This window comes from Actinoallomurus iriomotensis (genome assembly GCF_030269445.1).
Classification (GTDB): Bacteria; Actinomycetota; Actinomycetes; order Streptosporangiales; family Streptosporangiaceae; genus Actinoallomurus; species Actinoallomurus iriomotensis.
On the sequence record NZ_BSTJ01000003.1, the window covers coordinates 701,538 to 724,003 of the forward strand.

General features: G+C 67.5%; 24 protein-coding genes and 5 tRNA genes. 17 read left to right on the plus strand and 12 right to left on the minus strand.

Features of this window, described 5'->3' with window-relative positions; translation table 11 throughout:
- Positions 1-6 precede the first annotated feature (6 nt).
- Positions 7-615, minus strand: coding sequence for a dihydrofolate reductase family protein (locus tag QSK37_RS16205; RefSeq protein WP_285621378.1), 609 nt, complete (start codon positions 613-615; stop codon positions 7-9).
- 100 nt (positions 616-715) lie between these two features.
- Here QSK37_RS16205 and QSK37_RS16210 point away from each other — a divergent pair, with 100 nt between their 5' ends.
- The 7 genes from QSK37_RS16210 (at position 716) to QSK37_RS16240 (ending at position 7,054) form a co-directional block, all read left to right on the plus strand.
- Complete coding sequence (locus tag QSK37_RS16210) at positions 716-1,606, plus strand: LysR family transcriptional regulator (RefSeq protein ID WP_285621381.1); 891 nt, start codon at positions 716-718, stop codon at positions 1,604-1,606.
- Between the two features lie 399 nt (positions 1,607-2,005).
- A complete protein-coding gene (locus QSK37_RS16215; protein WP_285621383.1) occupies positions 2,006-2,641 on the plus strand; it encodes an MFS transporter in 636 nt (211 codons plus the stop codon).
- A 75-nt stretch (positions 2,642-2,716) separates the two neighbouring features.
- The gene (locus QSK37_RS16220) at positions 2,717-3,259 is read left to right on the plus strand and encodes an MFS transporter (RefSeq protein ID WP_285621385.1); all 543 of its coding nucleotides are present in this window, start codon (positions 2,717-2,719) and stop codon (positions 3,257-3,259) included.
- Positions 3,260-4,234: 975 nt separating this feature from the next.
- Positions 4,235-5,182, plus strand: a complete 948-nt coding sequence (locus QSK37_RS16225) for a sulfotransferase domain-containing protein (protein ID WP_285621388.1) — start codon at positions 4,235-4,237, stop codon at positions 5,180-5,182.
- Between the two features lie 209 nt (positions 5,183-5,391).
- Positions 5,392-5,814 (plus strand): DUF4259 domain-containing protein, encoded by a 423-nt coding sequence (locus QSK37_RS16230; RefSeq protein WP_285621396.1) that lies wholly within the window; start codon positions 5,392-5,394, stop codon positions 5,812-5,814.
- Between the two features lie 679 nt (positions 5,815-6,493).
- Positions 6,494-6,775, plus strand: coding sequence for a hypothetical protein (locus QSK37_RS16235; protein ID WP_285621399.1), 282 nt, complete (start codon positions 6,494-6,496; stop codon positions 6,773-6,775).
- 51 nt (positions 6,776-6,826) lie between these two features.
- Positions 6,827-7,054, plus strand: coding sequence for a hypothetical protein (locus QSK37_RS16240; RefSeq protein WP_285621402.1), 228 nt, complete (start codon positions 6,827-6,829; stop codon positions 7,052-7,054).
- 133 nt (positions 7,055-7,187) lie between these two features.
- Here the strand turns inward: QSK37_RS16240 and QSK37_RS16245 are convergent, their stop codons facing one another.
- Both QSK37_RS16245 and QSK37_RS16250 read right to left on the minus strand, forming a co-directional pair.
- Positions 7,188-7,895, minus strand: a complete 708-nt coding sequence (locus QSK37_RS16245) for a hypothetical protein (RefSeq protein WP_285621404.1) — start codon at positions 7,893-7,895, stop codon at positions 7,188-7,190.
- 716 nt (positions 7,896-8,611) lie between these two features.
- Positions 8,612-9,244 (minus strand): helix-turn-helix transcriptional regulator, encoded by a 633-nt coding sequence (locus QSK37_RS16250; protein ID WP_285621406.1) that lies wholly within the window; start codon positions 9,242-9,244, stop codon positions 8,612-8,614.
- 96 nt (positions 9,245-9,340) lie between these two features.
- Here QSK37_RS16250 and QSK37_RS16255 point away from each other — a divergent pair, with 96 nt between their 5' ends.
- Positions 9,341-9,517: a hypothetical protein gene (locus tag QSK37_RS16255; RefSeq protein WP_285621409.1), complete on the plus strand. Its 177-nt coding sequence runs from the start codon at positions 9,341-9,343 to the stop codon at positions 9,515-9,517.
- A gap of 224 nt (positions 9,518-9,741) precedes the next feature.
- Entirely contained in the window at positions 9,742-10,146 is a 405-nt protein-coding gene (locus QSK37_RS16260; protein ID WP_285621412.1) for a hypothetical protein, read from the plus strand.
- Between the two features lie 1,042 nt (positions 10,147-11,188).
- Here the strand turns inward: QSK37_RS16260 and QSK37_RS16265 are convergent.
- Positions 11,189-11,656 carry an SRPBCC family protein gene (locus tag QSK37_RS16265; RefSeq protein WP_285621414.1) on the minus strand — a complete coding sequence of 156 codons (468 nt, stop codon included), beginning with the start codon at positions 11,654-11,656 and terminating at the stop codon, positions 11,189-11,191.
- A gap of 86 nt (positions 11,657-11,742) precedes the next feature.
- On the opposite strand from QSK37_RS16265, the gene QSK37_RS16270 reads away from it, so the two are divergent.
- Both QSK37_RS16270 and QSK37_RS16275 read left to right on the plus strand, forming a co-directional pair.
- Positions 11,743-12,435: a TetR family transcriptional regulator gene (locus tag QSK37_RS16270; RefSeq protein ID WP_285621416.1), complete on the plus strand. Its 693-nt coding sequence runs from the start codon at positions 11,743-11,745 to the stop codon at positions 12,433-12,435.
- 506 nt (positions 12,436-12,941) lie between these two features.
- Positions 12,942-13,346, plus strand: a complete 405-nt coding sequence (locus tag QSK37_RS16275) for a hypothetical protein (RefSeq protein WP_285621419.1) — start codon at positions 12,942-12,944, stop codon at positions 13,344-13,346.
- Positions 13,347-13,412: 66 nt separating this feature from the next.
- Here QSK37_RS16275 and QSK37_RS16280 read toward each other — a convergent pair.
- Both QSK37_RS16280 and QSK37_RS16285 read right to left on the minus strand, forming a co-directional pair.
- A tRNA-Ser gene (locus QSK37_RS16280) sits at positions 13,413-13,474 on the minus strand.
- A gap of 284 nt (positions 13,475-13,758) precedes the next feature.
- Positions 13,759-14,136 carry a hypothetical protein gene (locus QSK37_RS16285; RefSeq protein ID WP_285567636.1) on the minus strand — a complete coding sequence of 126 codons (378 nt, stop codon included), beginning with the start codon at positions 14,134-14,136 and terminating at the stop codon, positions 13,759-13,761.
- Between the two features lie 525 nt (positions 14,137-14,661).
- Here QSK37_RS16285 and QSK37_RS16290 point away from each other — a divergent pair.
- Positions 14,662-15,066 (plus strand): hypothetical protein, encoded by a 405-nt coding sequence (locus tag QSK37_RS16290; RefSeq protein ID WP_285621422.1) that lies wholly within the window; start codon positions 14,662-14,664, stop codon positions 15,064-15,066.
- Between the two features lie 65 nt (positions 15,067-15,131).
- Here the strand turns inward: QSK37_RS16290 and QSK37_RS16295 are convergent.
- From QSK37_RS16295 to QSK37_RS16310, 4 genes are all read right to left on the minus strand, one after another.
- Positions 15,132-15,205: transfer RNA gene (locus QSK37_RS16295), tRNA-Phe, on the minus strand.
- 22 nt (positions 15,206-15,227) lie between these two features.
- Positions 15,228-15,302, minus strand: a tRNA-Asp gene (locus QSK37_RS16300).
- Between the two features lie 26 nt (positions 15,303-15,328).
- Positions 15,329-15,401: transfer RNA gene (locus QSK37_RS16305), tRNA-Glu, on the minus strand.
- A 93-nt stretch (positions 15,402-15,494) separates the two neighbouring features.
- Positions 15,495-17,048 (minus strand): metallophosphoesterase family protein, encoded by a 1,554-nt coding sequence (locus QSK37_RS16310; protein WP_285621424.1) that lies wholly within the window; start codon positions 17,046-17,048, stop codon positions 15,495-15,497.
- A 62-nt stretch (positions 17,049-17,110) separates the two neighbouring features.
- Here QSK37_RS16310 and QSK37_RS16315 point away from each other — a divergent pair, with 62 nt between their 5' ends.
- On the plus strand, positions 17,111-17,458 hold the full coding sequence (locus QSK37_RS16315) for a metallopeptidase family protein (RefSeq protein ID WP_285567608.1): 348 nt from the start codon (positions 17,111-17,113) through the stop codon (positions 17,456-17,458).
- Between the two features lie 106 nt (positions 17,459-17,564).
- On the plus strand, positions 17,565-18,833 hold the full coding sequence (locus tag QSK37_RS16320) for an MFS transporter (protein WP_285621426.1): 1,269 nt from the start codon (positions 17,565-17,567) through the stop codon (positions 18,831-18,833).
- On the opposite strand, the gene QSK37_RS16325 is transcribed toward QSK37_RS16320, so the two are convergent.
- Together QSK37_RS16325 and QSK37_RS16330 are read right to left on the minus strand one after the other, a co-directional pair.
- Positions 18,830-19,108, minus strand: coding sequence for a PspC domain-containing protein (locus tag QSK37_RS16325; protein WP_285621428.1), 279 nt, complete (start codon positions 19,106-19,108; stop codon positions 18,830-18,832). The genes QSK37_RS16320 and QSK37_RS16325 overlap by 4 nt on opposite strands.
- Before the next feature lie 70 nt (positions 19,109-19,178).
- Positions 19,179-20,240, minus strand: coding sequence for a protein-L-isoaspartate O-methyltransferase family protein (locus QSK37_RS16330; RefSeq protein WP_285621431.1), 1,062 nt, complete (start codon positions 20,238-20,240; stop codon positions 19,179-19,181).
- Positions 20,241-20,284: 44 nt separating this feature from the next.
- Between QSK37_RS16330 and QSK37_RS16335 the strand changes: the two genes are divergently transcribed.
- The 3 genes from QSK37_RS16335 to QSK37_RS16345 all read left to right on the plus strand — a co-directional run bounded on the left by QSK37_RS16335 (position 20,285) and on the right by QSK37_RS16345 (position 22,042).
- The gene (locus tag QSK37_RS16335; protein ID WP_285621434.1) at positions 20,285-21,436 is read left to right on the plus strand and encodes an acyl-CoA dehydrogenase family protein; all 1,152 of its coding nucleotides are present in this window, start codon (positions 20,285-20,287) and stop codon (positions 21,434-21,436) included.
- Positions 21,437-21,506: 70 nt separating this feature from the next.
- Positions 21,507-21,582: transfer RNA gene (locus QSK37_RS16340), tRNA-Lys, on the plus strand.
- 256 nt (positions 21,583-21,838) lie between these two features.
- Entirely contained in the window at positions 21,839-22,042 is a 204-nt protein-coding gene (locus tag QSK37_RS16345; protein WP_285621437.1) for a hypothetical protein, read from the plus strand.
- The last annotated feature ends 424 nt before the right edge of the window (positions 22,043-22,466 follow it).

Below are 22,466 nucleotides of genomic sequence, written 5' to 3' on the forward strand. Positions count from 1 at the left end.
CCCTTGTCACGGCAGCACGCGATAGGTCAGGTGCGTGATCGGGCCTGCCGCTCGCGACTCCACCTGCTCGAGGTTCAGCGACGGAACGCCGTCGAACAGCCGCGTGCCTGCGCCGAGCGTGATCGGCATGATGCGCAGCCGCAGCTCGTCGATCAGGCCGGCGGCGAGGTACTGATTGATGGTGGTCGCTCCGCCGTGGATGGAGATGTTGCCGTCTCCCGCCGCCTCGCGCGCCCGTTCGAACGCGGCCTTGATCCCGTCGGTGACGAAGTAGAAGGTGGTGCCGCCCTCCATCGGCTGCGGGTCGCGCGGGTAGCGCGTGAGCACGAAGACCGGGGCGTGGTACGGCGGGTTGTCCCCCCACCAGCCCTTCCACAGCCGATCCCACTCGCCGCGCACCGGGCCGAACATGTTGCGGCCCATGATGAACGCCTTGGTCTCCGCCAGCCAGTCGGCCTGGAGCCGGGACTCCTCCGGATCATTCATCCATGAGTGGAGCTTGGAGCCCCAGCCGTCGCCGCCGTCGTCGCCGAACGGGCGCTCCTCGGTCTGGTTGAGCCCGGCCGAGTATCCGTCGGCCGAAATCGAAAGATCACAGGTCACCTTGCTGGTCATCGCTCTGTCCTCCTCGCGGTGGGTCTCGCTCAAGGATGGAGCAGGCATGACATGACGTCTAATGACAATCCTGCGGGATTCACATCGATATTCTCGATTAATGCTCAACCTGGTGCACCTGAAGGTCCTGTCCGCTGTGGCCCGGCACGGCTCGGTGACCGAAGCGGCGAAGCACCTGCACTACTCCCAGTCCTCGGTGAGCCACCACCTGTCCCGCCTGGAGGCAGCCACCAGCGCCAAACTCGTTCAGCGGATCGGCCGCGGGATCCGGCTGACACCCGAAGGCCACCTGCTGGCCAACCGTGCCGCCGAGATCCTCGGACGCGTCGACGCGGCGACCAACGAGCTGGCGGCACAGGTCGGCCTGCAGTCCGGCCGGGTCCGCCTGGCCGCCAACGCGTCCACGCTGAGCACGATCGTGCCGAAGGCGGTCGCCTCACTGACCGAGGCGTACCCGGGAATCGAGCTGAGCCTCTTCGACCGCCACCCCGTCGAAGCGCTGCAGATGCTGCGGCACGGCGAAATCGACGTCGCGCTCGTCTTCCGCCACGCCGACGACCCGGTCGAGGACGAGGGATTCCGCCTCGTCCACATCGGCGATGACGCGATCTACCTCATCAGCCGGCAACCAGACGACAGCCTCGCCAACCACCGCCTCTCCTCCTGGATCGGCGGTTGCGTCCGGTGCCAGGCCGAGCTGAACGCGATGTGCCGGCACGAGGGCTTCACCCCCCGCATCGGCTCGCACAGCGACGACATGGTCGCCGTGCAGTCCCTCGTCGCCGCCGGCGCGGGCGTCACCACCCTGCCCGGCTATGCGCTGCAAGCCCACCGTCGCGAGGACATCCACGCCACCGACACCGGCTTCCGCCGACAGATCCACGCCGCGACCTACGGCGACCCACCCGACCCACCTGCCGTGGCCGCCGTCCTGACCGCCCTGACCGAGGCGGCCAACTCGCCTGAGCAGGGCCGCTCCGCTAGGGCCTAGTGGCGCCCTAGGCGGGCGCCTTCCGTGGCCCGCTGCCGCTTCCTCCGGCGGCAACACAATCCGGCGTACCGGTAGACGACCGGATGTCAGCGATATGGTGGCCACCTCCCGCCAGCCGTTAAGACCAGACACCCACGAACAGCGCCCGACCATATTCATGTGGGTCGGGCGCTGTTTCTTGCTGCTCTGGGATGGTGGCCAGGGACAGGGTTGAACCGCCGAACTCCGCTTTTCAGGAGTAGCAACCACCCTGTTCGCGGTACCTCTTCGTCAGCTCCGCCGCCGGAGGCTTATCTGTAGCCACTGCGCATCCGGCTGGCTGTCGCGGTGTCCGGCCCGAAGCGGAAAGCAGCACTCAAGATAGGCTTCACCGACTCCGTGGGGCGACACTAAGCGCATATGAACTCGCTTAGACGCAATCGCGATTTCCTGTTGCTGCAAGTCAGGCAGCTTCTGTCCAGCGCCGGCGGCCAGGCCGCCGCGGTCGCCTATCCACTGGTCGTGCTCGCGGTGACCCACTCACCGGCACTGGCCGGGGTAGTGTCTTTCGCTCGAATGGTGCCGAGTGTGTTGTTCGGCCCGCTTTCTGGCGTCCTATCCGATCGCGTCAACCGCAAAGCGTTGATGATCATCTCGGATGCGTTCCGCGCGGTCGCTGTCGGCAGCATCGCCCTGACCTTGGGGCTGAATGTGCTGCCGTACTGGCAGATTCCCATCGTCGCGTTCGTCGAGGGTGCGTTCTCCTCCGTCTTCAACCCCGCCGCGGCGGGGATGCTGCGCTCCATCGTGCCCGTGGAGGACCTGTCGTCGGCGGTGGCCACGCAGCAGGCGCGGTCGTCAGTGGCTCAGCTCGGCGGGCCGCCGGCTGGCGGCGCCCTCTACGCAGCGAGCCGCGCATTCCCCTTTCTGATCGACGCCGCGTCGTATTTCTTCTCGATGGTCGCGGTCATCCTGCTGCGGACACGGTCCTCGCATGTCACGTCTGAGCGGGATGGTCAGTGGCGGCTGCGCACCGATCTCGCCGAGGGCTGGTGATTCCTGTGGACGCAGCCGTTCCTCCGTACGACGACATTCCTGTACGGCCTGACCAACCCCATCGGTCCGGGCATCTTGCTTGCCCTTGTCGTCGTATCCCAGCAGGAGGAACTGCCATCCACGATCATCGGCGCGCTGCTGGCAACGTTCAGCGGCTGCCTCCTGATCGGATCGCTGCTGTCCGGGGTCGTCCGCCGACGGCTGTCCCCCCGCACGATCATGCTGCTCGAACTCTTGGCATGGCCAGGGCCACTGCTGTTCACACTCTGGCCGAATGCATACGTTCTGGCGGCGTCGATCCTGCCGGTGGCGCTTGCCATCCCGGCGACCGACTCGGTCGTCGTCGCCCAACGCCTCGCTGCTACCCCGGACCGGCTCGTAGGTCGGGTGGAAAGCGTGCGCAGTACCATCGCGCTGGTGCTCGCACCGTTCGGGTCGCTGGCCGCCGGAGTGCTGTTGGATGCCATGTCGGCACGCCCAGCGATTCTGATCTCCGCATTGCCGACCGTGCCGCTTGCAATCTGGGGTTTGCTTAGTCCAGCGCTTCGGAACCTGGCACTTCACCGAGTGGAGCACCGCACGGGCGTGGGCCAAGCTGTATCGGATGATCGTGGATGAGCTCGGCAGCGCGGTGCATTGTGTCCGACCGCAGGCACAAGACGAATCACTCAGAGCCCGCATCGGTGCAGCTCTACAGGGCAAAGACTTGGGCACGTATTGGGCACAGCCACCCGCCGCCACCCGTTAACAGCCGAACACAACCGGACACACAGCGAACAGCGCCCGACCTCGTTCATGCAGGTCGGGCGCTGTTTTCGCTAGTCTCAGGGAGTGGGCAGGGGCGGGGTCGAACCGCCGACCTTCCGCTTTTCAGAAGTGACATCACCCCTGCTCACGGGATCCGAGCCGAGGTCAGACGGTGGTCGACGTGTGCCCGTGTGAGTCTTTGGATGGGGACGTTGTCGTCAGGTCATATGCGTGTTCGCCATGCCCTCGGCTCGTCGTGCGACCGGACGAGTCGGGGTGGGGACCCTTGGGCACATGAGTTTCCAGACCTCGCAGTCGGGCACGCCACCCGGTTCCCTGAAGCCCGGGCCGTTACGCTCCAGGCTGGCGATCTTGCTCGACGTCCGGTTTCAACGTCGCTTCGCTCCGCTGCTTGTGCGGTGGCTGTAGGTCGGCGCGCTCGCGTTGATCGCCGCGGTAACGCTGTTCCGGCTTCTCATGTTGTGGTGCCTCGCGAGCTGGGCCGGCTGGCTACGACGGCTTGATCTGGCCCCGTTCGGGCGGCTTGAACTGGCCCCGTTCGGGCTGGGGGCGGGTGACGGGATCCTTATGTCGGCTTGAGGTGGCCCGCCGGGCGGGTTGCGCGCGGGAGCCTCGTGGTGCTGCGCGGCGTCAGGGTCTGGTGGCGGCCGCGAAGGCTGAGCTGTTCGAGCACATCCAGACCAGGCAATCACTTCGCTGCCTGGCAGAAACCGACGCTGTTTACCACCGAGGTCCGCGCCGCGTTCCGGTCATTGCGCTAGCGAGGCGCCCCGGTCATCCACGGCACGGTTGACGGCCCGATCTGGTTGCCGCCATTCTCCCCCCATGGGCTTGGGGGAACGCGTTCGCTACCAGACCTCCTTTTCGGACTCGGCCCGCTGGGATGGGTTCGTGTTCCGTCCCGGCGACATCGTGATCAGCACCCCGGCGAAGTGCGGCACGACCTGGCTGCAGATGATCTGCGCCCTGGAGATCTTCAAAAGCGCGACATTCGACCGGCCGCTCGACCAGATCTCGCCATGGCTGGACGTCCTGCTGCGCCCGCTCACCGGAGTGCTGGCCGACCTCGAGGCACAGACGCACCGGCGATTCATCAAGACCCATACGCCCCTCGACGGATTGCCCTTCGACGACCGCGTCACCTACCTCTGCGCAAGCCGGGACCCCCGGGACGTGGCCGTGTCCTTGGACAGCCATGCCAGCAACACCGACCGGGCCGTGTCCCTCGCATTGCGGGAGGATGCCATGGGCGCCGTGGTCCTTGACGAGCTGCTGGCCGCCGCTCCGTCCCTGCCGAGCGGGACCGCGCGCGAGCGCTTCTGGTCCTGGGTCAATCCGGCCGCGCCCGGGAAGGCCGTGTCCGACCTGGAGATCATGCTTCATCATCTAGACACGTTCTGGCAGGTCCGCGACCAGCCGAACATCGTGCTGCTGCGCTACGAGGACCTCCTTGATGACCTTGAAGGGCAGATGCGCTACATAGCAGCCCGGCTCGGGATCGCCATCACCGAGACAGCCTGGCCGGACCTAGTCCAGGCCGCCACGTTCGAGGTCATGAAAGGACGGGCCGGCGAGCTCGCGCCCGAAGCCAGCCACGACGGCTTCTATCACGACCACAGCCAGTTCTTCCACAGCGGATCAACAGGCCAGTGGCGGCAGGTCCTCATCGAGGAGGAGCTTCCCCGGTACGCCGCCCGAGTCGCCGAATGCGCGCCCGCGGACCTTGCCGCCTGGATCCATCGGCCCGCGCTGCCGGCGGCAGGCAACCTCTAAGGGCGCGGTGCATGAGTGAAGACGCGCCGGAGCTGACCGCGGAACTGGTGGCGGACGGCGTCGTGCCGTCGCAGCCGGTGATCTCGCCCGACGGGTGCCAGGTTGCCTAGGCCGTCGCTCCGGCCGGCTGCAAGACAGAGCTGGGAAGGATAGACGGGAATGCGCAGAGTCTCCTTTGGCGTCGCTCGGGCCCATGAGATCGTCTGCCGGTGGGGACTTGGGGAAAAGGGCCGTTCGACGACGACACGGCGATGGACTTCTTCGATGCTCTGTCCGACTGTGATGGAGACGCACGCGCTGAGCGCCTGAGAGCGGCGGTTCTGCGGGTGTCCAGGGCGCCCGGGTCCGTCAATTACTCCGAGGGCGTGGAGGCTGTGGCGGCGGCCTCACTCCTGGCCGGGATGACGCCACCTTCTACGAACGTGGAGTGGGTGGCGTCGCTGCCGACCGACCTGATGGCTGAGCTTGCGGACGATGCGGTCGTGGCTGTCGAGCGAGCGCATTCTCATGCCAGCGACCTGCACAAGTTGCGGAGCGAGGCATGCGGATACGACCAGGTATGGGAGGCGTTGGCTCCGGTGCTGCGAGCACTCAGAGCCGCCGGCGAACCGAAGCAGGACGGGCTGTTCTGAACCGGTGTCGGAGTTCGCCACGATCGTGAACTCGGTGTACCTCGTTGGGTGGCGAGGCCGCTGGTCACCGCTGTGAGCGACGGTTGTCGTCAGAGTTGTCGTCAAAAAAGACCCCGGGCGCGTTGCGCTCGGGGTCTTTCAGCAGGGCAGAGAGGTGGGCAGGGGCGGGGTCGAACCGCCGACCTTCCGCTTTTCAGAAGTGACATCGGCCCTGTTCGCAGTCTCCGTACCGAGGTCAGACAGTGGCCGACGTGTGCCGCCGGCAGCCGATGGTGGCTGCTGTTGCTGTCACCGTTGCTGTCAGCCGGACCGCCGGTTCGGACGCTGTCGACGTGCACTGATCCAGCGTGCCGGACTGGGCAACGTGACATATGTCTTCCGCATAGACCCGACTTTGCCTTGAGCTCATCCCGACGGGACGCCGATGGGCTCTTTGGACGACGGCCGCCTGGCGCTGGCCCGCTTGACGCCGGTCCGACATGCTATGGACGTGAATGCACCTCCGGGAACTCGGTGGAGTAACGAGCTGACGGCTTCGCTTATTCAGTCTGATCGGCCCAGCGAAGTGTTCCAGGCCGCAGCGCTGTGCATGGCTGAGGAATTCGCATCCGACGGGTTCCGATGGATCAAGTCACGCAAAAGCCTAGAGCGCCGGGATGACACGGGACGATTGGAGCGAATGAGCCTGGAGCCCGGCCATCGCAATCGGACTGGACAACTTATCGAGTTCGCCGTCGGTCAGCTGCGCGTCGATGACGCCCTGCTGGAAGAGTGGCGCTTCACCAACCATCCCCGGACCGTCGTCCGCACGGACAGTGTGCTCGGCATCGTTTGCGGCACCAGCTGTTACGACCTCGCACGGGTCGGCTTCAACAACAAAGTGATCTTGACCAGACCAGAGCGTCGCCTCGCTTGTCTGGGCACTCTGTGCGACCAGATCAAAGAGATCGTCTTGCCCTGATTCGCCAGCACCAGAGACCCGAAGCGGTTGGTACAAGCCCTCCCTGATGCGTTGCTGGGACCGTTCGCGTACGCGACGGATTTGATCGAGTTCCTGGTCGTCCACAACCAACCTGAGCAGGCCCGACTGCTCATCAACCGGGTCATGACTCTCGAGCCGAAACAGCGAGCAGCCTTCGACGAGGGACGCCGACTCGCCCAGGACGGGGTTCGAAGCCGGCCCCGCTGGCACACACCGGAAACCCTCGGCTGGACCAGCGCCACACTCGGCCTCGCCTGAGCACTCGGCCATCGCACCAACACGGCGACTTGAGAACTAAGTCGAGGGTCAGCTGTCAACGTCGCCGGCTACCTGGGGTTGCGTGCGCTGGCCTAGGGTCCCCGCCGGGCGGCATCTCCCCGTCATCGCCGTTCTAACGTGGCTCAGAGAGCGGAAGGGATAGGACCTTGTTCGCGAGTAGCCGGCGGTCGCTGTCGGGCGGGATGTCTGTGTCGTCAGCGACTGCGTGGTGTATCGCGCGGCGTTCCGACCCCGTCAGCATGCGCCAGCACAGCGGCGCCAGTTGCAGGCCGTGGTACTGCTCGTTCTTTGTGCGGAAGTCGATAATGGCTGAAAGGATCGTCGGACCGTCCGCGAGTGACGGATCTCCCTCCATCAGCCCGAGCGTTAGGACTCGCATCATCGGTGTGCCAGCCCGGAATAGATTCCGTACCTCCGTGGCATCGAACTTCTGGCGGCGGGCGATCGAGGCGGACCGTTCAACGAGAAGGTCGAGCAGATAGACCTTGGCTGCTTTGTGTTTCTCGTCGCTCAACTCATCGTGGATCAGGGTGTAGGAATCGGCATAGCGGGCGAGGTCGGTGCGTTCGAGAATCATTGCGGTTTTTTCCGCGCCTAGATCGCTGATCTCTTGGGTCAGCCGGAATTCGACTCCCTGGGTGGTCACCGAGAATCGCTCGATCCGATCGATCACGAACGGGCTGATCAACAGCAGCACACCGGCTGAGAGCAGTGCGATGGCCGATGCGGTACCCGTTACGCCGACCACCTTGATCACGCCGACCGCCAGCACTACGAGCCCGATGACGCCGAGGGAGAACCTCGGCAGAAGCTTGGTCACTCTTCACCTCCGCCGGGCCAGGATTACCACCTACGGTTACGGCGGATCCACTCATGACCATCAGCGGTCAGCCCGGCAAGCCAGTCGTGACGCGAGGCGGGTTTAGGTACCTGAGAGTCCGCTGTCTCCGCTGCTGATGCGCGAACCTGTGGCCTACTTTCGGAGAAGACCTCCGACCTGCACCTCGGGCCTGATCGGAGATCTGCCTCGTGTCACAGCCCCCGTCCGCGACCGTGACGCCTGAAGCGGACGGTCGGTTGCTGTCACCGTTGCTGTCACAAGAAAGCCCCGAGAGGCGACGTCTCGGGTCTATACCTGCAGGTCAGAGAGGTGGGCAGGGGCGGGGTCGAACCGCCGACCTTCCGCTTTACAGAATGTGACATCACCCCTGCTCGCAGCATCCGAGCCGAGGTCAGAACGTGGTCGACGTATGCCCATGTGAGCCGTTGGAAGGGGACGTTGTCGTCAGGCCGCATGTGCGTTCGCCATAGGCTCCGCACGTCATGCGGCCCCGCAAGTCAGCGTGCGGACGCTTAGGCGCGTGACGTTCCGGGTCCGCCGGAACGTGTCGCCGAACACCCGAAACGGAGGTCTTCCCGCAGCCGTACCGGGGAGCCGAGGAGGTCGGCGACGTCTCGCGGGTCCTACCGGTGCTGCCGGTGCTGTTCCATCCGTTCCGTGACACCGTGGTGCACGCATCGATGGAAACCATTCGGTCATAGGTGCAGCATCGTCGCCACCAGTTCTCTGCGACTGTGGACGCCGGTCTTCGCGAAGACGCTCTTCAAGTGATCCTGCACGGTCGCCGCGGTGATGTGCAGTTCCGTGGCGATGGCCCGCGAGGGCAGGCCGGCGACGACCCTCGCCAGGACGTCCCGCTCGCGCGGTGTGAGCCCGTACGCGAGCAGCAGCACCTCGGCCACGTCGGCGGCCGGCGCCGGGTGCATCGTCACGGCGACGGCCGCCGGGTTCGGGCCACCGCTTAGCGGCGAGGCCTGGACCGAGAGCCACCGGCCCGATCGGCCACGGACCCGCGCGTACGCCGGCAGCACCGCACCCCTCACCCGCGCGGCGACCTCCATGACCGCGATCGGCAGCTCCGCCCCCGACGGAGCCAGCTCGTCCCGCCAGAGTTTCGCGGCCGGATTCTCCAAGAGCAGCCGCAAGTCCTGATCGAGCAGGAGCACACCCGCCTCGGCCGGGCCCGCAGCGGCGTCGCCGGACGCCCGGTGGGCGGCCCGGCGCAGGGCCGCACCGACCGGGGCGGACAGCCGCCGCAGAACGTCGACGGCGGCCGGGGTGAAGTCGGGCCGCCCACCGCCGCGGAACAGCGCGACGGCGCCCAGCACCGGCCGTCCACCACGAAGCCCGCCCGCAGTTCGTGCCGCGCGTCGATCATCGGCAGCACAGCCCGGTACCGGTGGCTGGACTCCGGGTCACCGCCGGTGGCCGCACCGAGCGTGCCCACGGGCACCTCGGAACGGGCGAGCGCCGCGAACTTCAGCACGTCGTCCACCAAGTACTCGTTGTGCGCGGCGGCCGCGGCCGCCTCCGGCCTGAGCCCGACGCTCACGTCGTCGGTGATCAGCAACGTCTCCGGGTCGATCGTCCCGAAACAGTAGGAGTCGGCCGGGATGAGCCGCATCAGCCGGTCGGTGATCCGGCGCCGCAGCTCCCGAGAGCCGAGGTCGAGACGGCAGATCGCCTCGATGTCGCGCACGGTCTCGCGCTGGGCCACCGGAAAGCTCACCGGTCGAACCATATCCCAGAGATCTGGGAGGGTCCCGCGGCCTTCCGATGCCTATCGTCGATCCGAAACACCCGAGGCAACAGGAGGTACCGAGGCATGTCCCCGTCCATGCTCACCGTCGGACTGGATCCCGCGCTGGTGGACGACGCGCCCTCGTCACGGGCGGCGTTCCCCGAGGTCGACGCCGAAGCGGTCCGGGCCGGGATGGCCGCCAGCCGGGCCCGGCTCGAGGAACTCGGCTTCACCGTCGACGTCTGCCTGCTCGACTACGGCCGCACGGCCGAGGCGGTCTACCGCGCCGCGCTGGCCGCCAAGGACTACGACATCGTGATGATCGGCGCCGGCGTCCGGCTGGACCCGGAGCTGACCCCGCTCTTCGAGGTGCTGGTCAACACGACCCACGAGCTGGCGCCCGGCGCGAAGCTCTGCTTCAACGTGAGCCCGTCGACGACCGCCGAGGCCGTCCAACGATGGTGGCCCGAACGCAAGCCGCTGATCTAGCGCCAACGCCGCACGGCGTTGCGTCCAGCCCGCGCGTTCCACCTGGCTTGCGGGGCGGGCATCCCAGCCGAAGGCGCCAGCAGGGGACGCAGAGAGGGGTCGCCGAGCGGGTCGGCTACAGCATCTCCGTCCTGCTGAAGGTCTACGCCAAGTGCATCGAGGGCCAGGACGAGACCGCCAAACGCCGCATCGAAGCAGCTCTGCGGGGATAAGACTTTGGCACGTATTTGGCACAGCTACCCGCTGCCACCCGTTGACGGCCGAACATAGCCGGACACAACGCAAACAGCGCCCGACCCTGTCTGCGCAGGTCGGACGCTGTTTTCGCTAGTCTCGAAGAGTGGGCAGGGGCGGGGTCGAACCGCCGACCTTCCGCTTTTCAGAAGTGACATCACCTCTGCTCGCGGCGCTCATGTCGAGGTCAGACGGTGGCCGATGTGTGCCGACGGTTGCTGGTGGTGGCTGCCGTTGCTGTCACTGTTGCTGTCAGTCGGCCTCCCACTCCGCAGGCCATCGACGTGCGCAGACCGGCGTCCTGTGGCCAGCGTGCATGACAGTGCAGGAGTGGAACACGAGGCGTACATCTTCCCCATGGGTGCGGCGTTGCCTCGGCTGATCGCTGGCCTGGCTTCGTGATCCTCGACTCATGAACCCGTGATCGCCTTAGCCACGGTCGTCGAGAACAAGGCGCTCCGGCCCGCAGGCGCGCCAGCGCCGAGGACCGGATCGGCGCGTTAGCCGATCGCCCCAGCCGGAGCGGACATCAGACACCCATGGCGATCGTAGGCCGTACCCGCGACGGCCTTCCCGCGCCGGATCGTCGCCAGTCCTTAGCACGCCTCAAAGGCTGGCTTTCCGGTCGTACTTGGTCCGCGCATGTATGTGAGTTCTGCTGACTGCGCCGCACCTGCTCGCTCGCGCGTGGCCGACCCGGGCCCGGCTGCGGGGCCCTTACCAGGGGCTGCCCGAGCGGAGCGGATGACAGTCTCGCCTGCCATGCTCAGGTCCGGAGCAGTGTCTGACTCGGGGCGGCTCGGCGTGCTCAGGCGTTACGGGCCTGATTTCCGGCGGTGGTGGCGATGCCGTCCAGGACGGGCGGCAGGCCGGTGTTGAGCATCTTGCGTCGGACCCGGCCGAGCAGCTTGGACATGAAGAAGCCGCCGGTGCCGGTGAAGCCGGTGTGGTCGTAGGTCAGGCGGGTCCTGGCCGGGCCTTCGGGGTCGAGCCGCCAGGTGACGACGGTGTCGTCGCCGCCCGCGTTGTCGGTCCAGGTGTAGCGCAGCACGGCGGGCTCGGTGGCTTCGAGGAGCTCGCAGTTCACGATGCCGTCCCAGCCGAGCTTGGGCTTGGCGACGAACTGGAACTTGGTGCCGGGCGCGGTGCCGAATCCGACCGGGCGAGCGCCGGCCCCGGTGATGGTCCAACGCGGGATCAGGTCCGGGTCGGTGAGGGCACGCCAGACTATGCGGACGTCGTGCGGGTAGTGCTGGGCGATGTGGATCGCGCTCATGGGGGCTCCTCACGTCTGGATAATTTTTCTCTGACAGAAAATATAGGCAGACAGAATTTTTTCGTCAACTGAAGTATGATGTCCGGGTGAGCACGACACATGAGAGTCTCCGTGAGCGCAAGAAGCGCCTGCTCCGCCAGCAACTGTCCGACACCGCGACCCGGATGTTCACCGAGCGCGGCTTCGACGCGGTCCGCGTGATCGAGGTCGCCGAGGCGTGCGGAGTATCGGACAAGACGGTCTTCAACTACTTCCCCGCCAAGGAAGCGCTGGTCCTGGACCGCCTGGAAGGCACGATCGTCTCGCTGCGCAGCGGTCTGACTGACCCGCAGGTGCCGCCGCTGGACGCGACCCTGCGCGTCCTTGATGTGGAGCTGACCGCGATGACCGCCATGCTTACCAGCCAGGACGACCCGGCCGAGGCCATCGCGCAGATGAGGCGGTTCGGCGACCTGATCCACCAGACGCCGTCGCTGCGCGCCTACCAGAGCGACATGATGGAGCAGTTCGTGACGGTGGCCGCGGAGATCCTGGCGGCACGGGCACGGATGAGCCCGGATGAGCCCGAACCGCAGATCGCCGCCCGTGCCCTGCTCGGCCTGTGGCACGTCCAGGCCGCCAGCCTGCGCAGGCACCTGGACGGCAGCCGCACCCCGGCGCAGGTCCACGACGCGGTCGCCGCAGACGTGCGCCGAGCGGCCCGGGTCATCCAGCCAGCGCTGAACGCGATCCCGATGCGCGAGGTCCCGATCATGCGGCAGGGGTCCGTACAGAGCTGATCAGAGGGAGCTGACAAAGCTGAGCGCCCCCGGCCCCGCGCCGGGGTACGCCGCCGAGCTCCCGGCCAAGGGAGTGCTCGTCTATCGGACCTTGGCGCACGTCACCTCGGGCTGCGGGCTGTCCCGCAGGCGGCGTCGGTGGCGGTTCGCGTTCGACGCCGTCCCGCTGGCGGGGCCGGCGGTGATGGTCCAGCGACGTCGGCTGACCTCCGAAGCTGGGGCCGCATCAGGAAGGCGGCCAGGCCGCGGCGACGTCCGCTTCCACGACATCCGCCACACCTGCGTGTCCCTGCTGCTCGACGCGCCCCGCCGCACATCGTCCGTGACATCGTCGGCCACAGCGACATCGAGGTCACGATGAGCATCTACGCCCACGCCGCACTCGATGAGAAGCGCAAGGCTCTCAAGAAGCTGGGCGACGCCCTCGGTTGAGTCGGCCACTCCAGGGAGGCCTCGGACGGTAGATGTCCGAGGCCTCCCTGTCATTGAGGTGAAAGGGTGTCTCTGTGCGTCACCTGACGAGGTCATTCGCCGAGGGCACTCTTCGCCGCGGCCGCGAAGTCGAACAACTCCTCGAAGCGTTCGAAGAAGACGGCCGCCGCGGACTCCGCTGGGCATCCATCTCCCCAGCGACTCGCTTCCACGGTTTCATCGTGCGGCTTCACGTCGTTGAAGACCTCGATGACACTTACCGGCTCACCGTCGATGAATATCTGAGCTTCCATGAAACCGATGAAGAAGACTTCGGCCAGACCATCGGCGAAACCGAGTCTGCACAAGCAGCCATCGACCTGGCCAACCGAGAGCTCGGCGCCGACCCCACCCGCTGGGTCAACCAAGGAGTCCTGCAAGACGAGTACAACGACTACCTCAAGCAGGGACGGCCTCTAGGCCGCTGGCAGCCTTCGTGAGACAGGGTTGTCGTCAAAAACGCCCCGGGCCTGATGGCTCCGGGGCGTCTTCGCAGGTCAGAGAGGTGGGCAGGGGCGGGGTCGAACCGCCGACCTTCCGCTTTTCAGGAGTAACAACCACCCTGCTCAACGGCTCTATACCGAGGTAGACGGTGGCGGGCGTGTGCCGACGGCTGTCCACGGTGGCCGACGTTGCCGTCACCGTTGCCGTCAGCCGGGCCGTTGACGCCTATGCCGTCGACGTGCGCAGACCGGTGCGCTGGTCCCGTTAGTTATGGCCACAGCCGTCAACAAGAACGTCGTAGCGCATGCGTCCCAGCGTCGGACAGGTCTGGGTGGCCTACGCCGCGCCACTGCGAGCGAGTCAGAGGCAGACCCTTCGGAGACACGACTACACCCGCCTGACCCACCCCTACTCCAGTTGCTTCCATCCTTCGCGTTCCCCGCCGACTTGCAGAGCCGCGCAGAGAACGACGAGTCCCGCAAAGCCGGCCACGACGTATCCAAGGCTGTAGTCGAAGATGATTAGCTTGAGGCTCGTGTTCACCAGAGCTAGCAGGACCAATCCGTAGAATCCCCACTTCTTCCACTGGAAGAGAGCGATGCCGCAGGCGGCGGAGGCAGCGGCGCTCAGTCCCGCCGCGACATAGAGCCAACGTTCGTCCGGCAGGATGTACTTGCGGTACGCGACCAACTCCAACAGGTTGAAGACCGATATCACCGCACCGATGCCGATCACCAGCGCGAGGTAGACGGCAAGACACCCATGTCGTTGCTTCTGCTGATACACCCCGACATGGTCACATGCTGGTGCATGTCCCGAGACGTAGAAATGCACAGGGTGACCTGGAGCCCTCGGTGGACGCCCTGTTCCCGGCAGGGACCCGCGCGACGTTCATGATGCGTAAGCAGAGCGCATGCCGGCACGGCCCACGCACCAGCCGCAGGCGGCGGCCTGAGACCGTGTACGTCACGACGATGCTCGTCGCGCTCGGTTCCCTGGCCGCTCTGGCGGCCGGGGGCTGGGCGTGGCGCAAGCGGGCGCCTCGATCGTTCTGGTACGCCGTCGAGTTCCCGGCCAAGGCGGCGCTCGTCTATCTGACGTGGACGCACATCGCCTCGGGGTGCGGGCTCTCTCGCAAGCGGCGTTGGTTGCGGTTCGCGCTCGACGCCATACCTCTGGCGGGTCCGGCGGTGATGGTCCAGCGACGTCGGCTGCGGAGTGTGGAGGTCGAGAAGCCTCCGCGCCTACGGTTGCTGCGGCCGACGGGAGACGTCCGGGCCGTCTCCGTATTCAAGGTGAGAGGGTGTCTGAGTGCGCCACCTGACAAGGTCATTCGCCGAAGGAACTCTTCGCCGCGGCCGCGAAGTCGAACAACTCCTCGAAGCGTTCGAGCAAGACGGCCGCCGCGAACTGCGCTGGGCATCGATCTCCCCACCGACCCGCTCACACGGCTTCACCGTGCAACTCCACACCGTAGAAGACCTTGATGACACCTACCAGCTCACCGTCGACGAATACCCGAGTTTCCACGAATCCGACGAAGAAGACTTCGGCCAGACCATCGGAGAGACCGAGTCGGCGGACGAGGCCATCGACCTAGCCGCCAGAGAACTCGCCGCCGATCCCGCACGCTGGGTCAACCAGGGCGTCCTTCAGGACGAGTACAACGACTACGTCAAGCAGGGCCGACCCTTGGGCCGCTGGCAGCCCACATGATGCGACGTTGTCGTCAAAAGACCCCGGGCGCGAGGCGCTCGGGGTCTTTCAGCAGGTCAGAGAGGTGGGCAGGGGCGGGGTCGAACCGCCGACCTTCCGCTTTTCAGGCGGACGCTCGTACCGACTGAGCTACCTGCCCGCGCGGCACCGTGGTGCCTCAGCGGTCCTGACGGGATTTGAACCCGCGGCCTCCACCTTGACAGGGTGGCGAGCACTCCTAGCTGCTCCACAGGACCTTGCCTTGCTACCCCGAAGGGTATCGTGCCCCCAACGGGATTCGAACCCGCGCTGCCGCCTTGAAAGGGCGGAGTCCTAGGCCGCTAGACGATGGGGACTCGACGGCGTGGCCGCCGTGTTGCCCTTGCCGCCTGCCGTCGGGGACACCGAAAGCATAGGGGACAACAGCCCCAACCACCAAAGTGATTCCCCTACCCCGGCCGTCCCGCCGCGCTGGAGCTCGCTGACCTGGGCGAACGCGAAGGCGAAGCCGACGGCGAAACAGGCGAAGCAGGCGTGGTGAGCGGCGTTCGGGCGGACGGGGGTGGGCCGATCGGGCGGTCCGGCTTGGGTTCGAGGGTGCGTTCGATCTGGGCCGAGGTCAGGCCCAGGCCGCCGAGGCGTATGTCGTCCCAGCCCTGGAGGCGGTGGCTGGTGCGGTTGAAGTACAGCACCGACATCTCGATCGGGGTCGGCTGTTCGTGTTCCAGGCCTCGCATGCCGGCGCCTCCGGTGGAGCCCTGGACGAACAGGCGGGTGCCCGAGGGCAGCATGCGGGTGGAGCGCTGGTGCATGTGGCCGCTCAACACCAGGGGCGCCGTGCCGTCGAACGCCTGGCCCTCGGCCGGATCATGGACCAGCACCACGTCCGGGGCCTGGTGCGAGGCCGTCAGCTGCGCCGCGGCGCCCTGGCCGATGCCGAGCATCTCGCGGGCGTCCACGTCGTCTCCACGGGTGGTCTTGTCGGGGGTGAAGCGCGGGTCGCCGATGCCGAAGATCCGCAGGCCTCCGACGTCCTTGACCTGGTTGTCCAGTACGACCGCGTTCTTCTCGCGGCGTACGGCGCGTTCGGTGCCGGCGGAGTCGTGGTTCCCGCGGATGAACACGTACGGGATCTTGAGCTTGGAGATGTCGTTGGCGAACTTCTCCTCGGCCGAGGAGCCGTGGTCGGTCAGGTCGCCCGTGTCGATCACGAACTGGATCTGGAACTGCTTGGCGACCTGGCGGATCACGCTCCACGCGACCGGGTTGAGGTGGATGTCGGAGACGTGCAGGACGCGGATGGTGGTCGGGTCGGGCTCGTACGTGGGCAGCGTCGAGGTCACGTCGTACAGGCGAGAGACGTTCCCGATGAGCTGGGCGAGTTGGGCGCGGTACGCCCCGAAGCGGGACACGATGGACTTGGCGTCGCCGACGACCTGGGGCGCGCCGGCGAGGATTCCGGTGAAGCGCGGCTCCCCGACCGACTGCGGGTCGAACGTGACCGCGCCCAGGACGCCGACGAGCAGCAGGCCGTTGAAGGCCGCGAGGGTCGACCACAGCATGCGCTTCCACGTGCGGAACACGACCAGGCCGGCCAGGGCGGCGCACGCCAGCGCGGCCAGCGTGGCCTTGACGATCATGACGATGAAACCGTGACGAATATCACCTCCGATCGTGGTGGTGAGGCGGTCGACGGCGGCCGGGTCCTCGAGGAGTTTCTGGGCGGGTTCGGGGCGGATCCGGGTCACCTGGGCGTCGATGCTCACGGGGCCGGAATGGCTGTCGAGGCGCAGCGTGCCCAGCGGCGGGATGTCGATCACGGTGCCGCCGGAGAGGGACGGGCGGAGGGAGAAGGTGACGTCGGCCGGGCCGATGTCGGTGTTCGCGTGGCCGCCGTACAGCATCCCCAGCCAGCCCGCCAGCAGTCCCACGGCGACCACCGCCGTGATCCGCGCAGGGAGCCGGACACGCCGCATCGCCGTGATGCGGCGGACTTCTGTCATCACTCGGGTCAACACGTCGGTACCTATGCTCGCTTCGGTCACTCTCCACGCACAATGGCAGAGTGATCGACGTCAGTCGCGAGGAGTTCGAGGAACTGGTGGGCGAGGCGCTGGACACCATCCCGCCCGGGCTCACGCGGCTCATGAAGAACGTCGTCATCATGGTCGAGGACGACCCTCCGCCGCAGGTCGGAACGCTTCTCGGCCTGTACGAGGGCGTGCCGCTGACCGAGCGCGGAGACACTTACGCCGGTTTCCTGCCCGACCGAATAACGATCTTCCGGCGTCCCCTGCTGGCCGTCTGCAAGACCCGCGCCGACCTGGTACGAGAGGTGCGGGTGACCGTCGTGCATGAGATCGCTCACCATTTCGGCATCGGCGACGAACGGCTTCACGAACTCGGTTGGTGATCTTTCCCATACACAGGTTGCACACAATGGGTCACACCTCAGCGACGCTGCGTGAGATAATCCCTGGGACCGCCCGGTCACGGACAGCGATGACAGGGGAGCGCGCGTGGGTGGACGACATCGACGGCCGTTGGATCGGCAGGCCACTTATGGCGACGTGTTCGGTGTCGGTGAGTTCCGTTCCCTCTGGCTGGCCCAGGCGCTTTCGTACATCGGCGACCAGTTCGCCCAGGTCGCTCTGGCCGTCCTCGTCTACAACAACACCCACTCGCCGCTGAAGACGGCCGTCGCGTACGCCCTGACCTACCTGCCGCCGATCCTGGGCGGCCCCATCCTGTCGGTCCTGGCCGACCTGCTCCCCCGGCGCCGGGTCATGATCTTCTGCGATTTCGCGCGGGCCGGCGTGCTCGCGCTGATGGCCCTCGAGGCGATGCCGTTCGCGGCCCTGTGCGCGCTGGTCTTCTTGAGCGTGCTGCTGGGCACGCCGTTCACGGCGGCGCGGGCCGCGCTGCTGTCGGAGGTGCTGCCCGGCGACATGTACGTCGTGGGCTCGGCCATCAACAACATCACCCACCAGCTGACCCAGATGATGGGCTTCCTGGCGGGCAGCGCGGTGATCTTCGTCGTCGGCACGCACCAGGCGCTGGCGGTCGACGCGGTGACGTTCGTGCTGTCGGCGCTCATCGTCGTGACCGGCGTACGCCGGCGGCCGGCGCCGCCGGGCGAGGCCAAGACCCGCGAGTCGCTGTGGCAGATCACACGCCGCGGCGGGCGCCTGGTGCTCGGTGACCGTACGCTCCGGCCGCTCGTGTGCTTCGCGTGGCTGTGCGGCTTCTACGTGCTGCCGGAGGGGCTGGCCGCGCCGTACGCCAAGACGTTCGGCGACAGCCCGTTCATCGTGGGGCTGCTGATGTCGGCGACGCCGACGGGCATGGTGGTCGGCGCGTTCGCGTACAGCCGGTTCGTCCGGCCGGACAACCGGCTGCGCATGATGGGCTGGATGGCGATGCTCGCCTGCGCGCCGCTGGTGGGTTCGGGGCTGCGCCCGCCGCTGTGGGCGGTCGTCGTGCTGTGGGCGCTGTCCGGCGTCGGCTGCGCCTACCAGGTGGCGGCCAACGCCGCCTTCGTGGCGGCCGTGCCCCCGTCCGGACGGGGGCAGGCGTTCGGCTTGGCCCAGTCGGGCATCCTGGCCAGCCAGGGCATCGGCATCCTGTCGGGCGGCGCGCTGGCCCAGGTGCTCGGGCCGGAGCCGGTCGTCGCCCTCGCCGGTGTGGCGGGCCTGACGGTGGCGACGATGCTGGCCATGTCCTGGACCCAGGTGCGCACCGAGGTGATCGCGTCCACCCACGACCGCGCCATCAGCGCGGCCGCCTAGGACCGGTTGGTCTGCTTGGTGATGAGTTCCTGGGCGATGGAGACGTCCCTGCCCTCCTCGGGGATGAGCAGCACCGCGGCGGCGTACAGCAGGATGCCCGCGCCGCTGGTGAGGAGGGTCACCACCGCCGCGCCGATCCGTACGAGGGTGGGGTCGACGTTGAAGTAGTCCGCGATGCCGGAGCAGACGCCGGTGATCATGCGTCCGTCGCGGGTGCGGGTGAGGCGGCGGGGGCCGGTCGTGTCGGTGGGCTCGTGCGTCATGTTCTCGTCCATGTCTCGATCGTGCCCGGCTCGTACGGCCGCCGCCATGGGGGCTTGCCCTGATCCGTCCCTGAGAGAGCCCCTATGGCCCCTCGGTCACATCGATGACGCATGACCTCCGGACGAACCGCCAACCCTGAGACGGCGCCGGAGAGTCCCCGAACCCGACCGTCACGCGCAGCCGTGAGCGGTCCAGCGGCCGTGCCGTGCCCAGCCCGTAGATCAGCCGGTCGCGGGCGGACGGCGAGCCGTACGTCAGCATGCGGTCGCCCTCGATCACCACGACGCTCCCCGCGTCGTACAGGCCGGGCCGCAGCCCGCCGGAGAAGTCCGAGAGCGCGAGCGTGCGGGGCTCGGTGAGCGCGATCCGGGCGAACACCGCTGGGTCGATCACCGGCGCGCGCTCCTCTCGTGGTGCCTGGCGCAGCAGCTCGCACAGCGGCGCGGCGTGCGCGGCGTCGTCGAGGATCACGAACTCTCCCCCTCCGACCGCCACGAACCCCTCAGGGCCGCTGTGCGGCCCGCGCAGCCGCTGGAACCCGCAGTCGCGCACACTCTCGCCGCGCAGCACGTCGCCGTCGCGGCGGAACGCCACGGACAGCTGCACGCCGACGCGCAGCCACAGCGGGAGCACGAGCAGGCCGCCCTCGGCGAGCTGGTCGCGCCAGGCCCGGGAGATGTCGGAGGTGCCGATGGTCAGCTGGATCCGGTCGTACGGCGCGTGGTCCGGCGCGCCCGCCCAGCCGTCGCCGGTGCGGACCTCGACGTTCGCCACGCCGGCCAGGTGGTCGCGCGCCGCCGCCGCGATGTCGTCGTCGATGTCGATGGTGATCACCCGGCCGGCGAGCCGGCCGAGCAGCGCCGCGTTGTACCCGGTGCCGGCGCCGATCTCGAGCACCGAGTGCCCGGGGTCGACCCGCAGCTGCTCCAGCATGACCGCGACCATCGCCGGCTGGCTCGCCGAGCTGATCGCGACGCCGGCGCCGTCGCGCTTGGTGATCAGCACCTTGTCGTCGTACGCCTCGCCGCGCAGGTCCTCGGGGACGAAGAGCTCGCGGGGCACGGCCGTCATCGCCTCGGCCACCCGCGGATCGCCGAGCACCCCCTTGTCGGTCAGGAGGCGTACCAGGTCGCGGGGGGCCATGGATCCCAACGTACGCTGAGGGTCGAACCCCCTGGGAGGTCTTCATGGATCTGCTGCGCGTCGACGACCGGCTGACCGACGAGGAGCGACTGGTCCGCGACACGGCCTGCCGGTTCACGGCCGAACGCATCGCGCCGCACGTCGCGGACTGGTTCGAGGCGGGCACCTTCCCGGCGCGTGAGCTCGCGCCCGAGCTCGGTTCGCTCGGCTTTCTCGGCATGCACCTGTCCGGGTACGGCTGTCCGGGCGCCGGCGCGGTCGCGTACGGCGTCGCCTGCCGTGAGCTGGAGGCGGCCGACTCCGGGCTGCGCAGCTTCGTGTCGGTGCAGGGTTCGCTGGCGATGTCGGCGATCCACAAGTTCGGCTCGGAGGAGCAGAAGCAGGAGTGGCTGCCGCGGATGGCCGCCGGCGAGGCGCTCGGCTGCTTCGGCCTGACCGAGCCCGACCACGGCTCGGACCCGGCGAACATGCGCACGCACGCCAAGCGCGAGGGCTCCGACTGGGTCCTGAACGGCTCCAAGATGTGGATCACCAACGGCTCGGTGGCCGACGTCGCCGTCGTCTGGGCGCGTACCGACGACGGCATCCGCGGGTTCCTCGTGCCGCGGGGCACGCGCGGGTTCTCGGCGCGCGACATCCACAAGAAGCTGTCGCTGCGCGCGTCGGTGACCTCGGAGCTGTCGCTGTCGGACGTACGGGTGCCGTCGTCGGCGATGCTGCCGGAGGTACGCGGGCTGCGCGGGCCGCTGAGCTGCCTCTCGGAGGCCCGGTACGGCATCGTCTGGGGCGCGATCGGGGCGGGCCGCGCGTGCTACGAGGCGGCCGTGGAGTACGCGGGCAGCCGCGAGCAGTTCGGCAAGCCGATCGCGGCGTTCCAGCTCACGCAGCGGAAGCTGGCCGAGATGGAGATCGCCCTGGGCCAGGCGGGGCTGGTCGCGCTGCACGTCGGGCGGCTCAAGGAGGCGGGTGAGGTGACGCCGCAGCAGGTGTCGTTCGGCAAGCTGGCGAACGTCCGCGCGGCGATCGACGTCGCCCGCTCGGCCCGTACGGTCCTGGGTGCGAACGGCGTCACGCTGGAGTACCCAGTGATCCGGCACATGACGAACCTCGAGTCGGTGCTCACATACGAGGGCACGGAGGAGATCCACACCTTGGTGCTGGGCGAGGCCATCACCGGCGTCTCCGCATACCGCTGACCGGGCGGGGCCCGGTCGCCTGCGACCAGGATCACGTGAGGCCGTCCCCTCCGGTACGCTCGTTACCAGCGGGGCGTTAGCTCAATTGGCAGAGCTGTGGACTTTTAATCCATAGGTTCCGGGTTCGAGCCCCGGGCGCCCTACCACTCACTTGGGCGCTGACCTGGGGTTCCTTGCCGTGACCGGATCTCGTCCTGATCGTTTCAGGGCGTCGGTGCTCCGTGGGGTGCTCTCTGGTCGCGATCTTGTGGAGCATGGCCATCAGGGGTATGCGGCATGGTGCATAACTTTTCAACCATCGGTGCCCGAATAGACGGCCGCGTCGTGAATAGAGGGCTGGCCGGCTGGCCCCGTCAGGGGGAATGGGAAGGTGTGCACGCCCTCCGCAGGTAGGTTGGAGAAATGGTGGAGCAGCCGAAGATCGCGTTCTCGAAGCGGACCCGTACAAAAGAGGGCCGCACCTACTACGACAACGTCTACGCCACCTCGCTCGAAAAGGCGTACGAGCTGTACGGCACCAGCAACATGGAAGATGCCGTCGTCGACATCATCGAGGCCGACGACGAGGACCTGGAGCGCGGCGAGCGCGGGCTGAGCCATCCCTGACACGGGCTTTCCCCAAAGAAGGCGGCGAGCTTGTCGACGGCCGGTCCATGAGAACCACGGTGAGGACCATCGGACCTGTCCGCATGAGTCGACGAGCGAGACACGCCCTTACGCACGTCGACGGACGGCCCGCACCGGGCCGGGTCCGTGATGTTGAGGGGCTCGCCGCCGAACTCCAAGAGATCCTGCGCCGCCCGCGACCGCGCCGCGGTTCCCAGGGACACGCAGAACATCACGGGTGACCCCCGAGCGCAGACCCAACCGTCGCTCGTACAACAGCCCATACGCCTCATTGCCTCAACAACCGGCCCTCGGCCGCCAACGGCCGCTGCCGCTCGTTCAGATGCGGCAGCAATACCGCGAATCGCGCCGGCTCGACAAAGGCAAGAGCCTGTACGCGCCGCGTCGCGACCTGTACTATTGC